Source organism: Streptomyces sp. NPDC001980, from assembly GCF_040296885.1.
In the GTDB taxonomy this organism is placed as follows: Bacteria; Actinomycetota; Actinomycetes; order Streptomycetales; family Streptomycetaceae; genus Streptomyces.
In genome coordinates, this window is sequence record NZ_JBEOYD010000007.1 from 246,870 (window position 1) to 270,289 (window position 23,420).

At 71.8% G+C, this 23,420-nt stretch carries 19 protein-coding genes; 6 read left to right on the plus strand and 13 right to left on the minus strand.

Going from position 1 to position 23,420, the window contains the following annotated elements:
* Positions 1–128: 128 nt before the first annotated feature.
* Complete coding sequence (locus tag ABT137_RS13625; protein ID WP_351707237.1) at positions 129–1,427, plus strand: PucR family transcriptional regulator; 1,299 nt, start codon at positions 129–131, stop codon at positions 1,425–1,427.
* 79 nt (positions 1,428–1,506) lie between these two features.
* A complete protein-coding gene (locus ABT137_RS13630; RefSeq protein ID WP_351707240.1) occupies positions 1,507–2,094 on the plus strand; it encodes a hypothetical protein in 588 nt (195 codons plus the stop codon).
* A 43-nt stretch (positions 2,095–2,137) separates the two neighbouring features.
* Here the strand turns inward: ABT137_RS13630 and ABT137_RS13635 are convergent, their stop codons facing one another.
* Entirely contained in the window at positions 2,138–2,713 is a 576-nt protein-coding gene (locus tag ABT137_RS13635) for a TetR/AcrR family transcriptional regulator (RefSeq protein WP_351707243.1), read from the minus strand.
* 97 nt (positions 2,714–2,810) lie between these two features.
* On the opposite strand from ABT137_RS13635, the gene ABT137_RS13640 reads away from it, so the two are divergent.
* Entirely contained in the window at positions 2,811–4,328 is a 1,518-nt protein-coding gene (locus ABT137_RS13640) for an MFS transporter (RefSeq protein ID WP_351707246.1), read from the plus strand.
* A 109-nt stretch (positions 4,329–4,437) separates the two neighbouring features.
* On the opposite strand, the gene serA is transcribed toward ABT137_RS13640, so the two are convergent.
* From serA to ABT137_RS13670, 6 genes are all read right to left on the minus strand, one after another.
* Complete coding sequence (gene serA, locus ABT137_RS13645) at positions 4,438–6,027, minus strand: phosphoglycerate dehydrogenase (protein WP_351707249.1); 1,590 nt, start codon at positions 6,025–6,027, stop codon at positions 4,438–4,440.
* Positions 6,028–6,257: 230 nt separating this feature from the next.
* Positions 6,258–7,256, minus strand: coding sequence for a ketol-acid reductoisomerase (gene ilvC, locus ABT137_RS13650; RefSeq protein WP_089098583.1), 999 nt, complete (start codon positions 7,254–7,256; stop codon positions 6,258–6,260).
* 141 nt (positions 7,257–7,397) lie between these two features.
* Complete coding sequence (gene ilvN, locus ABT137_RS13655; RefSeq protein WP_046726929.1) at positions 7,398–7,922, minus strand: acetolactate synthase small subunit; 525 nt, start codon at positions 7,920–7,922, stop codon at positions 7,398–7,400.
* A 30-nt stretch (positions 7,923–7,952) separates the two neighbouring features.
* On the minus strand, positions 7,953–9,803 hold the full coding sequence (locus tag ABT137_RS13660) for an acetolactate synthase large subunit (protein WP_351707252.1): 1,851 nt from the start codon (positions 9,801–9,803) through the stop codon (positions 7,953–7,955).
* A 243-nt stretch (positions 9,804–10,046) separates the two neighbouring features.
* Positions 10,047–12,983, minus strand: a complete 2,937-nt coding sequence (locus ABT137_RS13665) for a putative bifunctional diguanylate cyclase/phosphodiesterase (protein ID WP_351707503.1) — start codon at positions 12,981–12,983, stop codon at positions 10,047–10,049.
* 468 nt (positions 12,984–13,451) lie between these two features.
* Positions 13,452–14,402 (minus strand): 2-hydroxyacid dehydrogenase, encoded by a 951-nt coding sequence (locus tag ABT137_RS13670; RefSeq protein WP_351707255.1) that lies wholly within the window; start codon positions 14,400–14,402, stop codon positions 13,452–13,454.
* A 74-nt stretch (positions 14,403–14,476) separates the two neighbouring features.
* Between ABT137_RS13670 and ABT137_RS13675 the strand changes: the two genes are divergently transcribed.
* Together ABT137_RS13675 and ABT137_RS13680 are read left to right on the plus strand one after the other, a co-directional pair.
* Positions 14,477–15,475, plus strand: a complete 999-nt coding sequence (locus tag ABT137_RS13675; RefSeq protein WP_351707258.1) for an aldo/keto reductase — start codon at positions 14,477–14,479, stop codon at positions 15,473–15,475.
* Positions 15,476–15,653: 178 nt separating this feature from the next.
* Positions 15,654–16,811: a PQQ-dependent sugar dehydrogenase gene (locus ABT137_RS13680; RefSeq protein WP_502984510.1), complete on the plus strand. Its 1,158-nt coding sequence runs from the start codon at positions 15,654–15,656 to the stop codon at positions 16,809–16,811.
* Between the two features lie 21 nt (positions 16,812–16,832).
* On the opposite strand, the gene ABT137_RS13685 is transcribed toward ABT137_RS13680, so the two are convergent.
* From ABT137_RS13685 to ABT137_RS13710, 6 genes are all read right to left on the minus strand, one after another.
* Positions 16,833–17,045: a DUF6191 domain-containing protein gene (locus ABT137_RS13685; RefSeq protein ID WP_502984513.1), complete on the minus strand. Its 213-nt coding sequence runs from the start codon at positions 17,043–17,045 to the stop codon at positions 16,833–16,835.
* Positions 17,046–17,076: 31 nt separating this feature from the next.
* Positions 17,077–20,112 carry a helix-turn-helix transcriptional regulator gene (locus ABT137_RS13690; protein WP_351707267.1) on the minus strand — a complete coding sequence of 1,012 codons (3,036 nt, stop codon included), beginning with the start codon at positions 20,110–20,112 and terminating at the stop codon, positions 17,077–17,079.
* Positions 20,113–20,273: 161 nt separating this feature from the next.
* Positions 20,274–20,504, minus strand: a complete 231-nt coding sequence (locus ABT137_RS13695) for a hypothetical protein (protein ID WP_351707270.1) — start codon at positions 20,502–20,504, stop codon at positions 20,274–20,276.
* A 207-nt stretch (positions 20,505–20,711) separates the two neighbouring features.
* Positions 20,712–21,359 carry a hypothetical protein gene (locus ABT137_RS13700; protein WP_351707273.1) on the minus strand — a complete coding sequence of 216 codons (648 nt, stop codon included), beginning with the start codon at positions 21,357–21,359 and terminating at the stop codon, positions 20,712–20,714.
* A gap of 35 nt (positions 21,360–21,394) precedes the next feature.
* A complete protein-coding gene (locus tag ABT137_RS13705; protein ID WP_351707276.1) occupies positions 21,395–21,970 on the minus strand; it encodes a GNAT family N-acetyltransferase in 576 nt (191 codons plus the stop codon).
* Between the two features lie 99 nt (positions 21,971–22,069).
* The gene (locus tag ABT137_RS13710) at positions 22,070–22,390 is read right to left on the minus strand and encodes a hypothetical protein (protein ID WP_351707279.1); all 321 of its coding nucleotides are present in this window, start codon (positions 22,388–22,390) and stop codon (positions 22,070–22,072) included.
* Positions 22,391–22,576: 186 nt separating this feature from the next.
* On the opposite strand from ABT137_RS13710, the gene ABT137_RS13715 reads away from it, so the two are divergent.
* Positions 22,577–23,386: an SAM-dependent methyltransferase gene (locus ABT137_RS13715; RefSeq protein ID WP_351707282.1), complete on the plus strand. Its 810-nt coding sequence runs from the start codon at positions 22,577–22,579 to the stop codon at positions 23,384–23,386.
* Positions 23,387–23,420 lie beyond the last annotated feature (34 nt).

A 23,420-nucleotide genomic window follows, 5' to 3' on the forward strand; every position in this document is an offset into this window, starting at 1 on the left:
ACACATGCCAGACAGGCCGCGATCCGACGATTTGGATACGGCACGGGGAACCACCGTGAAAGTTAAGGATCCCTCCGATCGTGGGCCATCGACAGCTGTCACGCATCCGTGCCGCGGATCTCAGACAGATGTATGAAGGCGGTCGGGAATTGCGGGAGAATGCCCGGGTGACGTCGGAATTCAAGGGTGACTACCAGGAGCTGGTCGACGAGATCTCGGAGCTGCTGGGCGTCCCGGCGACCCTGGAGAGCCGCGACTTCGAGCTGATCGCCTTCGGGGCGTACGACAGTGAGGGCGACCTCGATCCGTCGGCGCTGGACCCGGTCCGCACCCGCTCGATCCTGACCCGGCGTTCGACGGCGACGGTCCGTACCTGGTTCGAGGGGTTCGGCATCACCCGGGCGACCGGACCGGTCCGGATCCCGCCGACCCCGGAGGCCGGGGTGTACCGGGGGCGGATCTGCCTTCCGGTACGCCATCGGGGTGTCGTCCTCGGCTACGTGTGGCTGCTCGACTCCGATCCGGGTCCGACGGACGCCCAGCTGGCCGCCGCCATGGGGGTGGCGGGGCGGATCGGCGCGCTGCTCGCGGACGAGGCGCAGGCGGGGGCGGGCCTCGGCCGGGAGCTGCGGGCGGTGCTGGTCGCGGAGGGCGGCTGGCAGCGGGACATGGCGGTGGCCGAGCTCCGCACGGCCCTGGGCGCCCGCGCGGACGCCCCGCACACCCTGGTCTGTGTCGCCCCCTGGCCGTCCGCCGACCCGGACGACGCCCCGTCCCCGCGCACGGTCCCGCACGCCACCGCGCTGTGCGCCCTGCCGTGGGGGGCGACGGGCCACAGCCTCGCGGTACTGGTCCGGCTGCGCAGCACGGACACGGCCACGCCCGCCCTGACGGCCGCCGCGCGGCTGCTCAAGGAGGCGGAGGAGGCCCGGTCGGCGGCGGCACGCGGCGCCGGGGCGCGGACGGCGGCGGCCGTCGCCGCGGGGTTCGCGGGGCCGGTCCCGGTGGCGCAGGGCTGCGCCACCGGGGTGGGCGGGGCCCGGACCGGGCTGGCCGAGCTGGGCGCGGTCTGGCAGGAGGCCGCGGCGGCCGCCCGGGCCGCGCTGGCGGAGCCGCGGTTCGGGCCGGTCGCACAGTGGGCGGACATCGGCCCGTACCGCCTGCTGACCGCGCTGCCGCCGCAGGCCCCGCCGGACCCGGCCGTGGCCCCGCTCCTCACCCCGGCCCACCACGAACTGGCCCGCACCACCGAGGCCTACCTCGACCACGCGGGCCAGGCGGGCCGCACGGCCACCGCGCTCGGCATCCACCGGCAGACCCTGTACTACCGCCTGTCCCGCGTCGAACAGCTCACCGGCCTCGACCTGGACGACGGCGAGGACCGCCTGCTGCTGCACATGGCACTGAAGGGGGCCCGGCTTGCCTGAGGCGCCTTCAGCACCCGGTGCGGATGCCGGTCGGCGTATGCTCCGCGTGTTCACATCAAGGATGTCGGCGGGGGCGGACATGGGTGATTCTGGTCCGGACATACGGCAGGACGAGGCGGCCGAACCGCCGTCGACGGCGGAGCAGACCAGGGCGCGCGGACAGCTCCGGCCGGGCCGCCGGGCGGCCGCGCTGGGGATCGGGGCCCTCGCCCTCGCGGGGTGCGCCTCCGGAGCCGTCTGGCTCTTCCGGGACGACCTGCCCCACCCGCTCGGCGACGAACGGGCCTGCGCCGGAAGCGAGCAGCGGCTGCCGGCCCGGATCCTCGTCCACGGCACGCCGATCCCCTCCGACGCCTCCGACGTCCACTACTTCACCCGGAACGGCAGGGCCGTCCTGTCCTTCCGCAGCGGCCTGCTCCCGGACTTCCTGCGCGGCGCCGGCATCGTGCGGTCGGGCGCCGGCCTGTTCGACAAGCGCCACGGCGGGGTCGGCGTGGCCGGCGAGCCGTACAAGCTTCCGGACGGCCTGTGCGGGCCCGCCCTGCAGAGCCCCGTCTGGTACTACGACTCCGTCGACGGCGTCCGGGTCACCGTCGAGCGCTCACCGCTGTACGACGACGCGCTCCGGTTCCCGGCCCGCACCGTGGTGACGTACCCGCTCGGCTGATCCGGCGCCCCGGCACCGCACGGCGGCCGCCGTCTGCGCCGCGTCAGCTCCGGGTCGCGGCCTCGACGATCTGGCGCAGCCCCTCGGCGAGCGCGTCACCGTCGGGCGCGGTCTTCGGGTCGAAGGTCCACTGCGAGATGAGGCCGGACATCAGGGTCATGTAGAAGCGGCCGAGGGTGTCGGCGGTCTCGTCGGAGACCTCCTCCTCCGGCACGCCCATCAGCAGCGAGGTCAGCCCCCGGCCGCCCTCGCGCTGGGCGCGCGCCAACTGGTCGCGCACGTCCGGCATCTGATCGCCCATCGTCACGATCTCCACGCTGAGCCGCCACATGGAGCCGGGCCCGCGCATGCTGTCGACGATGTTCGACCACACCTCCCGGAACCGGTCGAGGGAGCCGGGCGCTCCGGTCAGCCCCCCGTCGCCGCCCTCGAAGGACATCTCCTCCACCAGTGCGATGTAGGCCTGGGCGAGCAGTGCGCCCTTGGAGCCGTAGTGGTAGCCGATCGAGGCGAGGTTGGTCCCCGACTCCCGGACGATGTCGCGCGCCGTCGTCCGCGCGAACCCCTTCTCCAGCAGGCAGCGCTTGGCGCCTTCCAGCAGATCCTCACGGTGTCCCATGCCGAGCACCCTACCCGGAATCCATACACCCGTCCTAGACGCATGAATTATACAAGCGTCCTAGACAAGCGTTTAATACGCTCGTACATTCCTTGGCATGACGAACCCGACGAGCACGACGACCGCACCACCGACCACCAACTCCCTGGCCGGGCGCCGTGAATGGACCGCGCTCGGTGTGCTGATGCTTCCGCTCCTGCTGGTCTCGATGGACGTCTCGGTCCTCTACTTCGCCCTCCCGGCGATCGGCGCGGACCTGGCGCCGAGCGGCACCCAGCAGCTGTGGATCCTCGACATCTACGGCTTCGTCCTGGCCGGTCTGCTGATGACGATGGGCGCGCTGGGCGACCGCATCGGCCGCCGCCGCCTGCTGCTGTTCGGCGCCGCGGCCTTCGGCGGCGCCTCGCTGCTCGCCGCGTACGCGGACAGCGCCGGGACCCTGATCGCCGCCCGCGCGGTCCTCGGCCTCGGCGGCGCGACCCTGATGCCGTCGACGATGGCCCTGCTGCGCACGATGTTCACCGACCCGGGCCAGCGCGCGAAGGCGATCGGCCTGTGGTCCGGGGTGATGACCGGCGGGATCGCGCTCGGCTCGGTGATGAGCGGGATCCTCGTCGAGCACTTCTGGTGGGGCTCGGTCTTCCTGGTCAACCTTCCGGCGATGGCCCTGCTCCTGCTCATCGGCCCGTTCCTGCTCCCGGAGTCCCGGAACCCCTCCCCCGGCCGCTTCGACTGGCTGAGCGTCCCGCTCTCAACGGCCGCCGTGCTCCCCGTGATCTACGGCGTCAAGGAGATCCCCTCCGAGGGCTGGCACCCGCTGTACGTCGTCTCGGTCACCGTCGGCCTGCTCTTCGCCGCCCTCTTCGTCCATCGCCAGCGCACCACCGGTTCCCCGCTGATCCCGCCGGCCCTGCTGAAGGGCCGGGGCTTCACCCCGGCGCTGGTCCTGAACCTGGTCGCCTCGCTCGCCATGATGGGCTCGGCGATCTTCACCACGCAGTACCTGCAGTCGGTCCTCGGGATGAGCCCGCTCGCGGCGGCGCTGTGGAGTCTGCTGCCCTCGGTGTTCATCGGGGCCGCGGGGCCGCTCACGGCACAGCTGGTGCAGCGGGGCGCCGACCGGGGGTACGTCGTCGCCGGCGGCTTCGCGGCCATGGCGGCCGGGTTCGTGCTGCTCGCCCTGATCGGCACCGACTCGCTGTGGCTGGTGCTGGCCGGGGCCGGCGTCCTCGCCTGCGGGATGGTCGCGATCGTCTCCCAGCTGACCGACCTCGCGATGACCGGGGCGCCGGTGGAACGGGCGGGGACGGCGTCCTCGCTCCTTGAGACGGCCGCGGAGTTCGGCGGTGCGCTCGGCATGGCCGTGCTGGGCTCGATCGGCACGGCGGTCTACCGCCACGAGATGCCGGCCACGGCTCCGGCCGGGGCCCGCGAGACCCTGGGCGGCGCGCTGGCCACGGCGAGCCGGCTGCCGGGGCCCGCGGGAGAGGCCCTGACCCGGACCGCGCGGGAGGCGTTCACCAGCGGGATGCAAGGGGCGGCGATCGCGGGGGCGGTGCTGCTGGCGGGGGCGGCGGTGGGGGCGGGAGTGACGCTGCGAAGGTCCGGTAAGTAGGGGCACATGCGAACGCCGGACGGGCTGACTGAATCAGCCCGTCCGGCGTTTGAGGACATGACGCGAGCCTTCCAGCCCACCGAGTCGGGTGGGCGGGTGGGCAGAAAAATCAGACGAGGTTCACCGAACGAGCCGACGTCGCCCCGATCTCCGCCTCAACCTCGGCCAGCACGCCGGAGGCAACCGTGTCGTCGACGGTGAGGACAGCGAGCGCCTCGCCGCCCGCAACCGCCCGGGACACCTGCATACCGGCGATGTTGATGCCCGCCTCGCCCAGGATGCGGCCGACGGTGCCGACGACGCCCGGCCGGTCCTCGTACCGCAGCACCAGCAGGTGGTCGGCGATCGCGAGGTCGACGTCGTAGTCGCCGACCGCGACGATCTTCTGGAGGTTCTTCGGGCCGGACAGCGTGCCGGAGACCGAGACCTCCTCGCCGGTGCCGAGGGTGCCGCGCACGGTGACGACGTTGCGGTGGTCGGCCGACTCCGAGCTGGTCGTCAGCCGTACCTCGACACCGCGCTCCTGCGCGAACAGCGGCGCGTTGACGTACGACACCGTCTCGTCGACGACGTCCTCGAAGACTCCCTTGAGCGCGGAGAGCTCCAGCACCTTCACGTCGTGCTGGGTGATCTCGCCGTAGACCTCGACGTCGAGGCGGACCGCGACCTCACCCGCGAGCGCGGTGAAGATGCGGCCGAGGCGCTCGGCGAGGGGCAGGCCCGGCTTGACGTCCTCGGCGATGACACCGCCCTGGACGTTGACCGCGTCCGGGACCAGCTCGCCGGCGAGGGCGAGGCGCACGGACCTGGCGACCGCGATGCCCGCCTTCTCCTGGGCCTCGTCGGTGGAGGCACCGAGGTGCGGGGTGCAGACGACCTGGTCGAGCTCGAACAGCGGGGAGTCGGTGCACGGCTCCTTGCTGTAGACGTCGAGGCCGGCGCCGGCGACCCGGCCCTCCTTGAGCGCCGCGTACAGCGCCTCCTCGTCGACGATGCCACCGCGCGCGGCGTTGACGATCCGCACCGACGGCTTGACCTTGCGCAGCGCCTCGTCGCCGATCAGACCGACCGTCTCGGGGGTCTTCGGGAGGTGCACGGTGATGAAGTCGGCGACCTCCAGCAGCTCGTCCAGGGACAGCACCTTGACGCCCATCTGGGCGGCGCGGGCGGGCTGGATGTAGGGGTCGTAGGCGACGACCTTCATGCCGAAGGCCGACATGCGCTGCGCGACCAGGGCGCCGATGCGGCCGAGGCCGACGACACCGAGGGTCTTCTCGGCGAGCTCCACGCCGGTGTACTTGCTGCGCTTCCACTCGCCGTTCTTCAGCGCGGCGTTGGCCTGCGAGATGTGGCGGGCGCTGGAGATCAGCAGACCGCAGGCCAGCTCGGCGGCGGTCACGATGTTGGAGGTCGGGGCGTTGACGACCATCACGCCGGCCTTGGTGGCGGCGGCGACGTCGACGTTGTCCAGGCCGACGCCGGCTCGTGCGACGACCTTCAGCTTCTTCGCCGCGGCGATCGCCTCGGCGTCGACCTTGGTGGCGGAGCGGATCAGGATCGCGTCCACGTCGGCGATGGCGGGGAGCAGCTCGGCTCGGTCTGCTCCGTTCGTGTGCCGGATCTCGAAGTCCGGGCCCAGCGCGTCGACGGTGGCGGGCGACAGCTCTTCAGCGATGAGTACGACAGGTTTCGAGCTCACGTGAGTCCTCACATGTCCAATGCGGACGGCCGTCCCGACGGCCGCTGGCGGTGGAGGTTGGCTAGCCGCGTGGAGACGCACGACGCTGTGGGCCTGACGCGTATGTAGTACGGCAGTGTAGTGGCGTGGCGGAGGTCGTCCTGCGCCTCTGCGGAAGGATCACCCGTCCGAGATTCGACGGGGTGGACAACAGGGCCGGGGCGGCTCGCCCCGGCCCTGTCACCTGGGGCTTACGCGTCTTCGTTCACCCAGGACATCAGCTTGCGCAGCTGCTTGCCGGTGGTCTCCAGCAGGTGCTCGGAGTCCTGCTTCTTGTACTCGTTGTACTTCTTCAGACCGCCGTGGTACTCGTCCATCCAGTTGTTGGCGAAGGTGCCGTCCTGGATCTCGGCGAGGATCTGCTTCATCTCGGCCTTGGTGGCGTCGGTGATGATCCGCGGGCCGGTGACGTAGTCGCCCCACTCGGCGGTCTCGGAGACCGACCAGCGCATCTTCTCCAGGCCGCCCTCGTACATCAGGTCGACGATGAGCTTCAGCTCGTGCAGGCACTCGAAGTAGGCGATCTCCGGCTGGTAGCCGGCCTCGACCAGGGTCTCGAAACCGGCCTTGACCAGGGCGGAGGTGCCACCGCAGAGGACGGCCTGCTCACCGAACAGGTCGGTCTCGGTCTCCTCGGTGAAGGTCGTCTTGATGACGCCGGCGCGGGTGCCGCCGATGCCCTTCGCGTACGACAGCGCGAGCGCGAAGCCGTTGCCGGTGGCGTCCTGCTCGACGGCCACGATGCAGGGCACGCCGCGGCCCTCCTCGTACTGACGACGGACGAGGTGGCCCGGGCCCTTCGGGGCGACCATGCAGACGTCGACGCCGGCCGGGGGCTTGATGAAGCCGAAGCGGATGTTCAGGCCGTGGCCGAAGAACAGGGCGTCGCCGTCGTTCAGGTTCGGGGCGATGGACTCCTCGTAGACCTGGGCCTGGATCGGGTCCGGGACCAGGATCATGATGACGTCGGCCTCGGCGGCGGCCTCGGCCGGGGTCACCACGCGCAGGCCCTGCTCCTCGGCCTTCGCCTTGGACTTGGAGCCCTCGTGCAGACCGACACGCACGTCGACACCCGAGTCGCGCAGCGACAGGGCGTGGGCGTGACCCTGGCTGCCGTAGCCGATGACCGCGACCTTGCGGCCCTGGATGATGGACAGGTCGGCATCGGCGTCGTAGAACAGCTCGGCCACTTTGGGTTCTCTCCTTGGTGTGCAGGTGTTGCGTCCCACCGTATGACGGCGGGCGGAAGGGAAGTTTCGGGGTCTCGGTATACGGGCGGCCGGCGCGCCGGTTACGACCGTCGACCGCCCGTATCAAGCCTTGCTCAAGCCTTACGCAGATCGGTCGAGGGCGCGCAGCGACCGGTCGGTGATCGAACGGGCCCCGCGTCCGATCGCGATGGTGCCGGACTGCACGAGTTCCTTGATGCCGAACGGCTCCAGCATCTTGAGCATGGCGGTCAGCTTCTCGCTGCTGCCGGTGGCCTCGATGGTGACGGCCTCCGGGGAGACGTCGACGGTCTTGGCGCGGAACAGCTGGACGATCTCGACGATCTGGGAACGCGTCTCGTTGTCGGCGCGCACCTTCACCAGAACGAGTTCCCGCTGAACGGCCGAACCCGGCTCCAGTTCGACGATCTTGAGCACCTCGACGAGCTTGTTGAGCTGCTTGGTGACCTGCTCCAGCGGCAGCGCCTCGACACTCACCACGATCGTGATGCGGGAGATGTCGGCGTGCTCGGTGACCCCGACGGCGAGCGAGTCGATGTTGAAGCCGCGGCGGGAGAACAGGGCGGCGATCCGGGCGAGGATGCCCGGCTTGTTCTCCACCAGGACGGAGAGCGTGTGCTTGGACATTTTTCTGCGTCTCTCTCTTACGTCTCTCGCTCAGTCGTCTTCGTTGTCGCCGAAGTCGGGGCGGACGTCCCGGGCGGCCAGGATCTCGTCGTTGGAGGTGCCGGCGGCGACCATCGGCCACACCATGGCGTCCTCGTGGACGATGAAGTCGACGACGACGGGGCGGTCGTTGATGGAGTTGGCCTCTTCGATGACCTTGTCGAGGTCGTCCGGGGACTCGCACCGGATGGAGTAGCAGCCCATCGCCTCCGACAGCTTGACGAAGTCGGGGACCCGGGTGCCGCGGGCGTCCGGGTTGACGTCGTCGGGCCCGGAGTGCAGCACCGTGTTGGAGTACCGCTGGTTGTAGAAGAGGGTCTGCCACTGGCGGACCATCCCGAGGGCGCCGTTGTTGATGATGGCGACCTTGATCGGGATGTTGTTCAGGGCGCAGGTGGTGAGTTCCTGGTTGGTCATCTGGAAGCAGCCGTCGCCGTCGATCGCCCAGACGGTCCTGCCGGGCTGGCCGGCCTTGGCGCCCATGGCGGCCGGGACCGCGTAGCCCATGGTTCCGGCGCCGCCGGAGTTCAGCCAGGTGGCGGGCTTCTCGTACTGCACGTAGTGCGCGGCCCACATCTGGTGCTGGCCGACGCCCGCCGCGAAGATGGTGCCCTCCGGGGCGAGCTGCCCGATGCGCTCGATGACCTGCTGCGGCGAGAGCGAACCGTTGTCGGGCAGGTCGTAGCCCAGCGGGTACGTCTCGCGCCAGCGGTTGAGGTCCTTCCACCAGGCGGTGTAGTCACCCTGGTGACCCTCGCTGTGCTCCTTCTGCACCGCCTGGATCAGGTCGGCGATGACCTCGCGGGCGTCACCGACGATCGGCACGTCGGCGGCGCGGTTCTTGCCGATCTCCGCGGGGTCGATGTCGGCGTGGACGATCTTCGCGTACGGGGCGAAGCTGTCCAGCTTGCCGGTGACGCGGTCGTCGAAGCGGGCTCCGAGGGCGACGATCAGGTCGGCCTTCTGCAGCGCGGTGACGGCGGTGACCGCACCGTGCATGCCCGGCATTCCCACGTGCAGCGAGTGGCTGTCGGGGAATGCGCCGAGCGCCATCAGGGTGGTGGTGACGGGCGCTCCGGTGAGCTCGGCGAGGACCTTGAGCTCGGCGGTGGCGTGCGACTTGATGACGCCGCCGCCGACGTAGAGGACGGGCCGCTTCGCGGCGGTGATCAGCTTGGCGGCCTCGCGGATCTGCTTGGCGTGCGGCTTGGTCACCGGGCGGTAGCCGGGCAGGTCCATGACCGGCGGCCAGGAGAAGGTGGTCTTCGCCTGGAGGGCGTCCTTGGCGATGTCGACCAGGACCGGGCCGGGGCGGCCGGTGGAGGCGATGTGGAACGCCTGGGCGATGGTCCGCGGGATGTCCTCGGCCTTGGTGACCAGGAAGTTGTGCTTGGTGATCGGCATGGTGATGCCGACGATGTCCGCCTCCTGGAAGGCGTCCGTGCCGATCGAGGAGGACGCGACCTGCCCGGTGATCGCCACGAGCGGCACCGAGTCCATGTGCGCGTCCGCGATCGGCGTCACCAGGTTCGTCGCACCCGGGCCGCTCGTCGCCATGCAGACGCCGACCTTGCCGGTGGCCTGCGCGTAGCCGGTGGCCGCGTGGCCGGCGCCCTGCTCGTGCCGGCACAGGACGTGGCGCACCCGGGTGGAGTCCATCAGCGGGTCGTAGGCCGGCAGGATCGCGCCACCGGGGATACCGAATACCGTGTCAGCGCCGACCTCCTCAAGCGAGCGGATGAGCGACTTCGCACCCGTCACGTGCTCGACGGTCGGGGTCTGCTGTCCTCCGGAACGGGGCCGCGGCTGCGGATGGTGGGCCCCGGTGGCCTGCTCGGTCATCGGCATTCTCTTCTCGATGCTGAGGGTTTTTGCGAGGTTCGTACGGATTTTCGCTGCCGTACGTCTGGTGCTGGTGCAACAAAAAACCCCTCGTGCCAAAAGGCAAGCGAGGGGAGCGCGCCGGTGTGGTCGCTGGGGATTCCGGATCGTCCTCCGGTGGGTCCCAGCTCAGCCGACGCGCTGTCCAAGTACGAGAATTCGGGTGCGCATGGGACTGACCCTCCCTCCGACGCGCACCACGTGTCAAGTGGGTGGGACGGGAGTCTCATTATGTGAGCGTAGGGCACTTCCGCCTCCCAGCACGGCGGGCACACCACCGGTGTACACCCCCGAGCCGCCCCCCGCGAACGCCGGCTCGGCCGGTGCGTGCGGAACCGGATAGTGGCCGGAACCGAGCGCCCGGCGCAGCCGGTACTCGTCCACCGGGCCGGAGAACGCCATGCCCATCCCGTGCGTGCACCCCATCGCGCGGAGCGCCGTGACCTGCTCGGGCAGGTCCACGCCCTCGGCCACGGACTGCAGGCCGAGGTCGCAGGCGATCCGCAGCAGCCCGCTGGTGATCTTGTGCAGCCGGGCCGACTCGACGACCCCCTCGACCAGGCTGCGGTCGAGCTTGAGCACGTCGACGGGGAGCTTGCGGAGGGCCGTGATCGCCGCGTAGCCGCTGCCGAAGCCGTCCAGAGCGATCCGGACACCGTGCCGGCTGAGCGCGGTCAGCCGTCGCTCCAGCTCGTCCAGCGGAACCCTGGGGTCGGTGTCGGACAGCTCCAGGAGCAGCGCCCCCGAGGGCAGCCCGTGCCGGGTGAGCAGGGCCTCCACGGAGCCGAGCGGCGAGGACCGGTCGAGCAGCCGCCGGGCGGACGTCCGGACGGCGACCGGCACCACGAGCCCGCTCGCGGCCCGCTCTGCGGCCTGCTCGACGGCCTCCTGGAGGATCCAGCGGTCCAGCTCGGCCGTCTTGTCGCTGTCCTCGGCGACTCGCAGGAACTCGGCCGGCGTGAACAGCACCCCCTGCGAGGAGCGCCAGCGCGCCTGCGCGGAGACCGATTCGATCCCGCCGTTCTCCAGGCACACCACGGGCTGGTGCAGCAGCGCGAACTCGCCGTCGTGCAGGGCGGCCCGCAGCCGGGTGGCCAGTTCCGCCTTGCGTACGACGTCCTGCTGCATCTGCGGCTTGTACAGCTTGACGCGGCCCTTTCCGGCCGACTTGGCGCGGTACATCGCCAGGTCGGCGTTGCGCAGCAACTCGCCCGCGCCGAGACCCGGTTCGGCGAAGGCGACACCGATGGACGCGTTGACACGGACATCGTTGCCGTCAATGGCGTACGGCTGGGAGAGGGTCACCCTGAGGCGGTCGGCGAGCTCCAGGATGTGCCGCTCCCGGGCACTGCGGTCACGGGTGCCGTCGCCGACGATCAGCGCCGCGAACTCGTCGCCGCCCAGCCGGGACGCGGTGTCGCCCTGACGGACCGCGTCCTGGAGTCTGCGCGCGGCCTGGACGAGCAGTTCGTCCCCGGCCTGGTGCCCGATCGTGTCGTTGACGGCCTTGAACCCGTCCAGGTCGATGAAGAGCACCGCGGTGTTCCTGAGGGCCGGACCCCGGTCGGAGGAGCGGCGGCCGGACAGGGCCTGCTGCACGCGCCGGGTGAACAGGGCGCGGTTGGGCAGGTCGGTGAGCGGGTCGTGCTCGGCGTTGTGCTGGAGCTGCGCCTGCAGGCGCACTCTTTCGGTCACGTCCCGGCTGTTGAAGATGAGGCCGCCGTGGTGGCGGTTGACGGTGGACTCGACGTTGAGCCAGCCGCCCTCGCCGGACCGGAACCGGCACTCGATGCGGGTGGTGGGTTCGTCCAGGGAGCTGGCGGCGAGGAAGCGGCGCACCTCGTGCACCACGCAGCCCAGGTCCTCCGGGTGGATGAGATTGGCCAGTTCCGAGCCCACCAGGTCGTCGGCGGACCGGCCGTAGACCCCGGCGGCGGCCGGGGAGACGTACCGGAGCATACCGTTCGGCGCGGCGATCATGATGACGTCGCTGGAGCCCTGCACCAGGGAGCGGAAGTGGTTCTCCTGCTGTGCCAGTTCCTGGGTGAGGGTGATGTTGTCGAGCAGCATGATGCCCTGGCGCACGACGAGCGCGAGGACCACGCAGCCGGCGGTGACCAGGACGACGTGGTCCGGACTGCGGCCGTTGAGGACGTTGTAGAGGATGCCCAGGGTGCACACGGCGGCGGCCAGGTACGGGGTGAGCGCGGCCAGGGAGCCGGTGATCGGCCGGCCGGCCGGGTACCGGCTGTGATCACCTCCCGGGGCGGGCACCGGCGGCTGCTTGGCCGCCGGGGCACGGCCGCCGGGCACGTGCTCGTGGACCACGCGCGTGTGCCCCTCGGGATCCTGGGTGCCCTGCGGCCGGGGTGCGGCCCAGGGGGCGTACGCGAGCAGCAGCGAGCCGGCGAACCAGCCCGCGTCCAGCAGCTGGCCGGAGCGGTAACTGCTGTGCAGCAGCGGCGAGGTGAACAGGGCGTCGCACATCACGGTCAGGGCGAGGGCACCGATCGCGGTGTTCACCGCGGTGCGGTTGCCCGGCGAGCGCCGGAAGTGCAGCGCGAGCACCATGCTGACCAGGGCGATGTCCAGCAGCGGGTACGCCAGCGAGAGCGCGGTGTGCGCGACGCTGCGACCGTCGAACCGGGCGGCCTGGGCGAGCGCGAGGCTCCACGACAGGGTGAGCAGCGAGCCGCCGATCAGCCAGGCGTCCAGCGCCAGGCAGATCCAGCCGGCCTTGGTCACCGGCCGCTTGGCCAGCACCAGCAGACCGACGATGGCGGGCGGCGCGAAGCACAGGAAGAACAGGTCGGCGTAGCTGGGGCTGGGCATGGGCCGCTGGAGCACGACCTCGTACCACCCCCAGACCGCGTTGCCCAGGGCCGCCATCGCCGAGGAGAGGGCGAACAGCAGCCAGGCAGGTCGAAAGCGGACCCGCGGGGAGCGGGCGTAGCAGAAGCACGACACGGCGGCGGTGCCGGCGGCCGCGGTCAGACCGAAGTCACCCATGAACAGAGCGACCTGGTTCGAGCCCCAGTCGAGCGCGGAACCGACGGCGTATCCCGCGCAGATCAGGGCCAGGACGAGTTGGCGGACCACGCCGGTCCCGCCGCCGGCGGCCGGCGGCCGGGGGTGCGGCATCCCCGCCGGAGACTGTGCCCGCAGCGCTCCGGGGAGGGTGGTCGTCACAGGTGTCGACGCAGTCACCGGATGCTCCCGGTCCGCGTCACTCCCAGGTCCCGCGGGTCCCGGTGCGCTGGGTGAGCGTGCCTCCTGCGTCCGCTGTGCCTGCGGTGGTGGTGATGGCTGGTGTGATGGCCGCGTCTGCGCGCAGCTGTGCGCCAGGGTCGCCGCCGGCGGCTCCGCCGCGTCGGATCGTTCGTCCATAGGCCGTGCATCGCCCGTCGCCCCCCTCACAAATCTGAAATGTCCATCCCCGGCGCCGTACGGTGCGCGGCGCAGCCCCTTCCGGGACGATACACCAGTCTCGTCACTCAGGGACATAGCTTCTCTACGCTCCGTGACGACCAGCGGCTATGCGCGCACGCACCGCGCCCGGAAGGTTGCGGACCGTACCGGAAGCGGATTACACGCGTATTGCCGTGATGGTCAGTTGTCGGTGGATCCCGTCGTCAAAATCACGTTTCGCAACGGCTCCCGGTTCACGAAGCGGTTCATCTGATCGGTGACGAGACGCTTGACGCGCGGCAGGAAGGCCGAGGTGGGGCCGCCGACATGAGGGCTGATCAGCACTCCGGGCGCCTGCCACAAGGGGTGTCCGGCCGGCAGCGGTTCCGGGTCGGTCACGTCCAGGGCGGCGGTCAGGCGGCCGCTCTCCAGCTCGGCGAGGAGGGCCTTGGTGTCCACGACGGGCCCGCGCGCGATGTTCACGAGCAGTGCGCCGTCCTTCATCCGTGCGAGGAACTCCGCGTTGACGAGGCCACGCGTGGTGTCCGTGAGGGGCGTGGCAAGGATGACGACATCGGCTTCCGGAAGCAGATTCGGCAGTTCGGTGAGCGGATGCACGGGACCGCGCGCCGAGGCGCGCCCGGAGCGCGCGACGCGCGCCACCCGCGCAACCTCGAAGGGCACGAGCCGGTCCTCGATGGCCGAACCGATGGCGCCGTAGCCGACGATGAGGACGGACTTGTCGGCGAGGGCCTGGTGGAAACCGCTCTGCCAGTGTTCCTGCCGCTGGGCGCGTACGAATCCCGGGATGCCGCGCAGGGACGCCAGCGTCAGGGCGAGCGCGAGTTCGGCGGTGCTCGCCTCGTGCACCCCGCGCGCGTTGCAGAGCTGCACGCCGGGGGCGATCAGGTCGAGGGCCGCGGTCATGTCGTCGACGCCGGCGGTGAGGGTCTGGATGAGCCGGACGTTGCGCATCCCCGGAAGCGGCCGCACCTTGACGGGCTGCCGCTTCATGTAGGGGACGACGTACACGGCACAGTCGGCAGGGTCACCGGGAAAGTCCTGGTCGCCGTCCCAGAAGAGGTAATTGAGGCCTTCCGGGAGCCCCTGGATCTCGGCCGAGGGGATGGGGAGCCACACGTCAGAGGTCATGGTCAGGAGGCTATGTCAGGGGTGCGGCGGCGGGCGGGTTAGGTTGGGGGCCCAAGAAGGAGGTTCACGGGCTGGTGGAGCGCAGGACGATCGGCGCGGGGGCGCTCGGGGTGGGGGCCGTCGGACTCGGGTGCATGCCGATGAGCTGGGCGTACAGCGGGTCGCGGCAGCGGGGTGACGAGTCGCTGAGAGCGGTGCACGGGGCCCTGGATTTGGGCGTGACACTCCTTGACACGGCCGACATGTACGGTCCGTTCACCAACGAGCTGCTGCTGGGGCGGGTGCTCAGGGAGCGGCGTGCGGAGGCCTTCGTGTCGACGAAGGTGGGGCTGCTGGTGGGCGACCAGCACATCGTGGCGAACGGCCGGCCCGGCTACGTGAAGCGGGCCTGCGACGCGTCGCTGCGCCGGCTGCAGACCGATGTCATAGACCTCTACCAGCTGCACCGCGCCGACCCCGAGGTTCCCGTCGAGGAGACCTGGGGCGCGATGGCGGAACTGGTGCAGGCGGGAAAGGTGCGGGCGTTGGGGTTGTGCGCCGTGGGGGCGCGTGGGGGGCGCAGGTCCGGCGCGCGGTTGCACGACGCGACCCTGCGGCAGCTTCAGCGGGTGCAACAGGTGTTTCCGGTGAGCGCGGTGGAGGCGGAGCTGTCGGTGTGGTCGCCGGAGGCGCTGGAGTCGCTGCTGCCGTGGTGTGCGGCACGGGGGGTGGGGTTTCTCGCGGCGATGCCGCTCGGCAACGGCTTCCTGAGCGGGACGCTCACGCCGGGTGAGGGGTTCGAGCCCGACGATCTGCGGGCGCGGCACCCTCGCTTCACCGCGGAGATGATGGCAGCGAACCAGCCGATCGTGGCGGGGCTGCGGAGGGTTGCGGGCCGGCGGGGAGAGGGGGTCACCGCGGCTCAGGTGGCGCTGGCGTGGGTGCTGGCGCAGGGGCGGCATGTGGTGCCGGTGCCGGGGACGAAGCAGGGACGGTGGGTGGCCGAGAACGCCGGGGCGGTGGAGATCCGGCTGAGTGCGGAGGATCTGGGGGAGCTGGGCGGGCTGCCTGCCGCGCAGGGCTCTTGGGACTAGCACGGCGACTGCCGTGACCCGCCGGTGGTTCGGTGCGGCACCGTGGGGGCTGGTCGCGCCCACGCGGCGGAGCCGCATATCGATAAAGCCCCGCGCCCCTGACGGGGCGCGTTGTACTACCGTCGGTCGGAGGAGCCGGGGGCTTTTCGAAGGGACCATGATCGTGCAACGTCGCGCTGTGCCCGCCTTGTTGGCCGCGGCCGGACTCCTGCTGGTGGCGGGGTGTTCCTCGGGGGGCGGTGGTGGGGATCTGCCCACGCCGTCCTGGGCCGGGGGTCCGTCGGCGAGTGGCTCCGGGGCCTCCGCGTCCGCCGGGGCATCGGACTCGGCCGCGCCGGCCAAGGGGTCGGTCACGGTGGTGCGTACGGTCGCCGAGGGGCTGAAGTCGCCGTGGGGGCTGGCGCCGTTGCCGGACGGGGCCGGGCTGCTGGTGTCCGACCGGGACGACGGGACGATCAGCAAGGTCGACGAGAAGACCGGGAAGATCACGGAGCTGGGGGTCGTCTCCGGGGTGTCCGCGGCCGGTGAGGGGGGCCTGCTGGGGATCGCGCTCTCCCCCGACTTCGCCTCCGACCACATGATCTACGCCTACTTCACGTCGGCCTCCGACAACCGGATCGTCCGCTTGCTCTGGGACGAGAGCAAGCCGGCCAAGGAGCAGCTGGGCGCCCCCGACACGATCTTCAAGGGCATTCCGAAGGGGCTCATCCACAACGGCGGCCGGATCGCCTTCGGCCCGGACGGCATGCTCTACGCGGGGACCGGGGAGAGCGGACAGCGGGGGCTCGCGCAGGACAAGAAGTCGCTCGGCGGCAAGATCCTGCGGCTGACGCCGGAGGGCGACCCGGCCCCCGGCAACCCGTTCCCGGACTCCCCCGTCTACACCTACGGCCACCGTAACGTGCAGGGCCTCGCCTGGGACGACAAGGAACGGCTGTTCGCCTCGGAGTTCGGGCAGGACACCTGGGACGAGCTGAACGCCATCAAGCCCGGCGGCGACTACGGCTGGCCGGACGCGGAGGGCAAGTCGTCGGACCCCAAGTACGTCAATCCGATCGCCCAGTGGCACACCGACGACGCCTCCCCGAGCGGCATCGCCTACGTCGACGGCGTCATCTGGATGGCCGGTCTGAAGGGTCAGCGGCTCTGGCGCATCCCGCTGGACGGCACGACCGCGGCCGCGGCTCCGCAGGCCTTCCTCACCGGCGAGTACGGCCGCCTGCGTACGGTCGTGGCGGCCGGCGGCGACAAGGTGTGGCTGGTGACCAGCAACACCGACGGGCGGGGCAAGCCGAAGACGGGCGACGACCGGATCCTGGAGCTGGAGGTGAAGTAGGCGTGGCGGGGGCGGCGCCGCTCACCCCTCGCCGTCCCCGGAGTCCGCGGCGGGCTCCTCTTCGGACTCCACCGCGGGCTCCTCCTGCGGAAGCCGTATGACGACCTTGCCGGACGCGAGGTCTATCGGTCCGCGTCCGGGATCCGTGTCCCCCACGTCCTCCCGGGTGAGCTCCAGCCGCTTCTGCTCCTCGTGGGTGTGTTTGCGGCCGGGTGCGAACAGCTCCTCGAACATGTTGAACACGGTGCCTCCTGTGCCGGTCCCCTTACCTGGTCGGGTCGAGGGCCTCGACGGGGAACATCCCCAGTCTGTGTGCCACCGCCGCCGCCTCGCCCCTCCCTGCAACGCCCAGCTTGCCCAGAATGTTCGAGACGTGGACGCTCGCGGTCTTCGGGGAGATGAAGAGCTCCTCGGCTATCTGGCGGTTGGTGCGGCCGGCCGAGACCAGGCGGAGGACGTCGCGCTCCCGGCTGGTGAGGCCGAGGCTCTCGGCGGGGTCGAGGGCCCGGCGGTCGGCGCGGGTGGTGAGGGTGAGGCGGGCGCGCTGGGCGAGGAGGGCGACGGCCTCGGCGAGCGGGCGGGCGCCGAGGTGGTCGGCGACGGCGCCGGCCAGCCGGAGGAGTTCCGTCGCGCGGTCGCGTTCGTCGTCGCCGGTGGCCTCTTCCAGGAGGGCCTGGGCGAGGCGGCGGCGGACCCGGGCGAGGTCGTAGGGGCGGTCCAGGCGCTCGAAGTCGGTGACCACGTCCGACCAGACGGCGGCGGTGCCGGTGCCCCGGGCGCGGTGCAGCTCGGCGCGGGTCCAGCGCTCGTACGCCTGCCAGAGGGGCGCGCCGGTGGTGAGCTTGCGGGCGGCCTCGGCGAGCCGGTCGAGCGCCTCGGCGCGGCCGTCGGCCGCCGCGGGCAGGCCGCGGGCGTCGGCCTCGGCGGTGGCCGCGGCCAGCAGCAGGGGCCAGCCGTAGCGGTGGGTGCCGGGCGGGAAGCCGGCCGCCAGGGTGTGGTCCAGCTCGGCGCGGGCGTCGAGGATCCTGCCCTCCTCGGCGGCGACGCCGATCGCGATCCGGGCGACCGGCAGCTGTGCCTGGGGCATGGGGTCGTGGGTGCCGTAGTGGGCGCGCGTGATGGCCAGCCGACGGGCGGCCTCGGCCGTGTCGCCCCGGGCGAGGGCGATATGGGCGAGGTGCAGGGCGCCGGCACCCCGGGGCTTGGCGCTGGCCGCGGAGCCGAGGGCGCCCGCGGCGGCTTCGGCGGCCTCGTCCCACTGGCCGAGCGCGTACAGCGACTCGGAGAGGTTGCCCCAGACCCACGCCTCGGCGTCCAGCAGGCCGTATCTGCGGGTGAAGGCGATGCCCTCGCGCTGGATCGGCACCGCCTCGCGGGAGCGGCCCACCGACTCCAGCTCGGAGGGGAGGTTCGTGTAGGCGCGGCCCGCGACATGGGCGACGCCTTCCTGGAGCGCGGCGTCCTTGACGCGCTCCAGCTCCGCGAGGCCGTTGTCGACGTCACCCGCGTCGACCATGAGGGTGCCCAGGGTGACGCGCGCGTTGAGCTCGATCTCGCGGGCGCCCACCATCCGCGCGTACTCCACGGCCCGTTCGGCGGCGGCGAAGGCCTCGGGGCCCGGCTCGTGCAGCATGGACCAGGCGGCGGCGTTGGCCAGCACGTCGGCGTGCACCTCGGACGGCGGCAGGCCGCGCACCAGGTCCTGGGCGGTGCCGAGTTCCTGCCAGCCGTCGCCGCGGGCCAGGCCCTGGACCAGCCGGGAGCGCTGCACCCAGAACCAGGCGGCGCGCTGCGGGTCGTGCTCGTCCTGGAGGATCCGCAGCGCCTTCTTGGTGATCTTCAGGGCGCGTTCGCGCTCCCCGCAGAAGCGGCCCGCCACGGCCGCCTCCGCCATCAGGTCGAGATAGCGCAGCGGGGTGGTGGCGGGATCGCAGCCGCAGGGAGGGTAGACGTCGGTGTAGTCGACGGGGCGCAGGGCCGCGCGGACCTCCTCGGGGGCGGTGTCCCACAGCTCCATCGCCCGCTCCAGGAGCCGGAGTTGCTCGCTGTAGGCGTGCCGGCGGCGGGCCACGACGGAGGCGTCCAGGGCGGCGGGCAGGGCCTTGGCCGGGTCGTGGGCCTGGTACCAGTAGCTGGCCAGGCGGGTCACGCGCGCGTCGGCCGGGACCAGCCCGGGGTCGGCCTCCAGGGCCTCGGCGTAGCGGCGGTTGAGCCGGGAGCGTTCGCCGGGCAGCAGGTCGTCGGCGACGGCCTCGCGGACCAGGGAGTGCCGGAAGCGGTAGCCGTCGCCGGCCGGGGTGGCGGTGAGGAGGTTGGCGCCGACGGCGGCCCGCAGCGCCTCGATGAGGTCGTCCTCGGCGAGCTGGGCGACGGCGGCCAGCAGCCGGTACTCGACGGTGGAACCGCCCTCGGCGACGATCCGGGCCACCCGCTGGGCGCTCTCGGGCAGCGCCTCCACCCGGACCAGGAGCAGGTCGCGCAGTGAGTCGGTGAGTCCGGTGCGACAGCCCTCGGCGCCGGCCACGGCGAGTTCCTCGACGAAGAAGGCGTTGCCGTCGGAGCGTTCGAAGATCTCGTCGACCTGGGCGGGGTCGGGTTCGGCGGCGAGGATGCCGGCGATCTGGCGGCCGACCTCCTCGCGGGTGAACCGGGCGAGTTCGAGGCGGCGGACGGTGCGCAGCCGGTCGAGTTCGGCGAGCAGGGGGCGCAGCGGGTGGCGGCGATGGATGTCGTCGGAGCGGTAGGTGGCGAGGACGACGAGCCGGCCGGTGCGCAGGGTGCGCAGCAGGTAGGCGAGGAGGTGGCGGGTGGAGGCGTCGGCCCAGTGCAGGTCCTCCAGGGCGATGACCACCGTGCGCTCGGCGGCGACCCGCTCCAGGAGGCGCGCGGTGAGTTCGAAGAGGCGGGCCATGCCCTGTTCGTCGTGGCGGCCGGAGGTGGCCTCGCCGAGTTCGGGCAGCAGCCGGGCCAGCTCGTCCTCCTGGCCGGCGGCGGCTTCGGCCAGTTCGTCGGGCAGGGCGGCCCGCAGCGCGCGCAGTGCGGTGGAGAAGGGGGCGAACGGCAGCCCGTCGGCGCCGATCTCCACGCAGCCGCCCAGGGCGACGACCGCGCCTCGGCGGCAGGCGGCGGTGGCGAACTCCTCGACCAGCCGGGTCTTGCCGACGCCGGCCTCGCCGCCGAGCAGCAGCGCCTGCGGCTCGGCGGCCCCGGCACGCTCCAGCGCGTCGTTCAGTGTGTCCAACTCGTCGTTGCGGCCTACGAACACGGGACTCACGGACCTGGTTTCCACAGGCCAGAGCATCGCATGGGGCCCGGAGCCCGCGGCAGCGGTTTTCCACAGCGCCGGTGCGCTTGTCGTACCGGCGGACGGCAACGGGGGAAGCCGGTGACCGACCCCCGTGCGGCCACCGGCTTCCCCGTTCCCGGTCTCCGGGCGGTCTGCCCCGCCCGGCCGTCCCGTGTTCACGCGGCGCGCGGAAGCCGGCGCCGGCCACGGCGGTCGGTATGGGCCTCCTGCGCCACCGGGGTGTCTCCCGTCACCGCGGCGTGCTCCGCCGCCCCGGCCGCCCGGGCCGCCCGGGCCTCGCGGCGGGCGGCGCGGCGGGAGCGGACGGCCTCGCGGACGAGACGGTCGTCCTCGGCCTGCCGGCGCAGTTCGGCGGAACGGATCCGGTGGAGTTCGTACTCGAACATGGTGATGTCCCTTGTGAGAGTGGGTGGTTGGGCTTCGCTTTCTGCGATGCCTCCACTTTCGTCTCCCAGGGGGGTGCGCCACATCGGGAGAGTTCCGCATCTTCGCGGGGCCGCCGGACCCCGGACACGCGTAAGGGGCCTCAGGCCGTCCGTAAGGTGCTTACGGACGCCCTAAGGCCCCTTCTGACCTGGGCCGTCGCAGCCGGCTCAGCTGGTCGACGGCAGTCCGAGGAGTGCGTCGGAGTACTTGAGGACGGCGAGCAGCAGGCCGATGACACCGAGCGCGACACCGGCCCAGGCGACCGACTTGATCCACGGCGCCTGCGGCTTGCCGGGGGTGCCGAACGCGGGCCGGGCCAGCACCACTACGGCGGTCAGCAGGGCGGCGAGCGCGAACAGGCCGGCCCACAGCGCGGTGGTCTGCCACGCGTCGCCGTACACCTCCTTGACCTGCGTGGCGACGCTCGCGGTCGACGAGGTCTGGAGCTGGCCGACGAGGGTCTCGCGGGCGGCGGCCACCGTACCGATCCAGCCACCCGTGAGGGAGACCAGGCCGAGCGCGACGGAGACCACGGCACCGGCGCCCTGGCCGACGCCGGACGGGCCCTCGGCCTCGGCCAGGTCCGTGGCGAGGTCGGCGTCGTCCTCCAAGTCCTCCGCGTCCTCCGCGTCGAGGTCGGCGTCCGTACCGTCGGCGGCCTCGGTGGCGGCGGCCGCCGCCTCCGGCTCGGCCCCGGCCTCGGTACCGGACTCCGACACGTCGTCGGTGCTCTTGGTGACGCTCACCTTCTCCTCGTCGGTCGTGGCCTCGGCGCCCGTCTCGGCACCGGTCTCGTCAGCTGTCTTGGTTCCCATGTCCGGCACCGTACGGATCCTGTCTGAGAGGCGTCTTAATGATCGTTGTCTACGGCACGCGCGCGTGCTTCACGCCATTCCGGGGCGAGGATCGACCACACCTCCAGGTCGTGCCGTACGCCACCATAGGGGTGCGCCTGGCGGCGTACGCCATCGCGGGTCATGCCCAGCCGCCGGGCCACGTTCAGGCTGGGCTCGTTGCCCGAGGCGGCGACCCACTCGATCCGGTGGATGCCGCGCTGCTCGACCGCGAAGTCGAGCAGTACCCGCATCGCGCGCGTGACGAGTCCGCGCCCCGTGCCGGCCGGTTCCAGCCAGCAGCCGACCTCGGCGTTCCCCTGTTCGGCGTCGAAGTTCAGGAAGAGCACCCCGCCGACGAGCGTGCCCTCCAGCCACAGGCCGTGCAGGGAGCCGGTGTCGGCGGCGCGCAGGTCGGCGTACCGCTGGAGCATGGCCCGTGCGGCGGGCACGTCCGTCTCCTTGGAGCCGAAGGAGATGAACTGGCCGATGAACTCCCGCCCGCGTTCCAGGTGGGCCAGGAACTCCTCGGCGTGCCAGGGCTCCAGTGGGCGCAGTTCGGCGCCGTCGTCACCCAGGGATATCGCGTACATCGTCCTTCTCCAGTTCCACCGCGTCCTCGGCCTACACGTCGAGCCTCTCATGCACCGCGCGGCACTCGGGCGGCTCGCTGCCGGTCCGGGGCGGGTGCGTCAGTCGAACTGGTCGCCGAGAGCCATGACCATGACCCCCAGGATCATCAGCCAGAGGGCCCAGCGGGTACGGCCCCGGGCCCCCAGCGCCGCCGCGAGCACACACACGGCGGATCCGGAACCGTAGGCGGCCGGCACCAGCGCGGGCACGCCCCCGCCCACTCTCATCAGCGCGGCGGTGAGCCCCATCAGGGCCAGCAGCGCCCCGGTCACGGTGGCGGTCCAGCGGGCCCGACGGGCGTCCTCGTAGAGGTCCTCGTCGTCCGCGGCCTCCACCCCGGGTATCTCGGGTTCGGCGTCGGATTCGGCGTGTGCGGTCATGGCGGGCGAGCGTAGTACCCGCACCTGAGGAAATCGGCTGCGAACCAGGTGGACAACTGCTAGCTTCCGCTGGTCAGCCCTGACCGGCCCCTCGCCGGCGACCGAAGCGGGTGCATTGTTTGACGGTTCGAATGAGCTCCTACGCATCGCCTTCCACTACGAAGATCACAAGGAGCCCGTTCAGTCATGTCCGACGCCGTCTCTCCCGCACCGTCGAAGGACGCCTCTCTCACTGACCGTCTGACCCTCCCCCGGTATCCGCTCAGCAGCACCTACGACGCCCGCTGGGCCGTCGAGAACCAGATGGGCCCGCACGCCCTGTGGCTGCTGGAGTGGCTGGCCCCCGCCCTCGGCCTGGACGCCCTGCGCCCCTGCGCGCGCGTGCTCGACCTGGGCTGCGGCCGGGCGATGACCTCCATCTTCCTGGCCAGGGAGTTCCACGCGCAGGTCACCGCCGCGGACCTGTGGATCAGGCCCGACGACAACGCCCGGCGCATCGCCGAGGCCGGGTTCGCCGACCGCGTGCAGCCGGTGCACGTGGAAGCGCACGACCTGCCCTTCGCCGAGGGCGGCTTCGACGCGATCGTCTCGGTCGACGCGTACCAGTACTTCGGCACCGCCGACCTCTATCTGCCCACGCTCACCCGGCTGCTGAAGCCCGGCGGCCGGATCGGGATCGTCGTGCCCGCGGTGCGCGAGGAACTGGACGGCGCCGAGCCGCCCGAGCACCTGAAGGCGCACTGGGACCCCGGTTTCTGGGCGTTCCACTCCGCCGGCTGGTGGCACCGGCACTGGACCCGCAGTGGGGCCGTGCAGGTCGAGACCGCCGACTGGCTGGCGGACGGCTGGCGCGACTGGCTGCTGTGGAGCGAGGTGTGCGCCGCGGAGAGCCCGGACCCGGAGATGGCCCGGATGGCCCGGGAGTCGGTGGAGCTGCTGCAGGCGGACCGCGGGCAGCTGCTCGGCTTCGCCCGGATCGTGGGCCGCCGCCTGTGACGCGGTACGGCCCCGGAGGCGCTGCCTCCGGGGC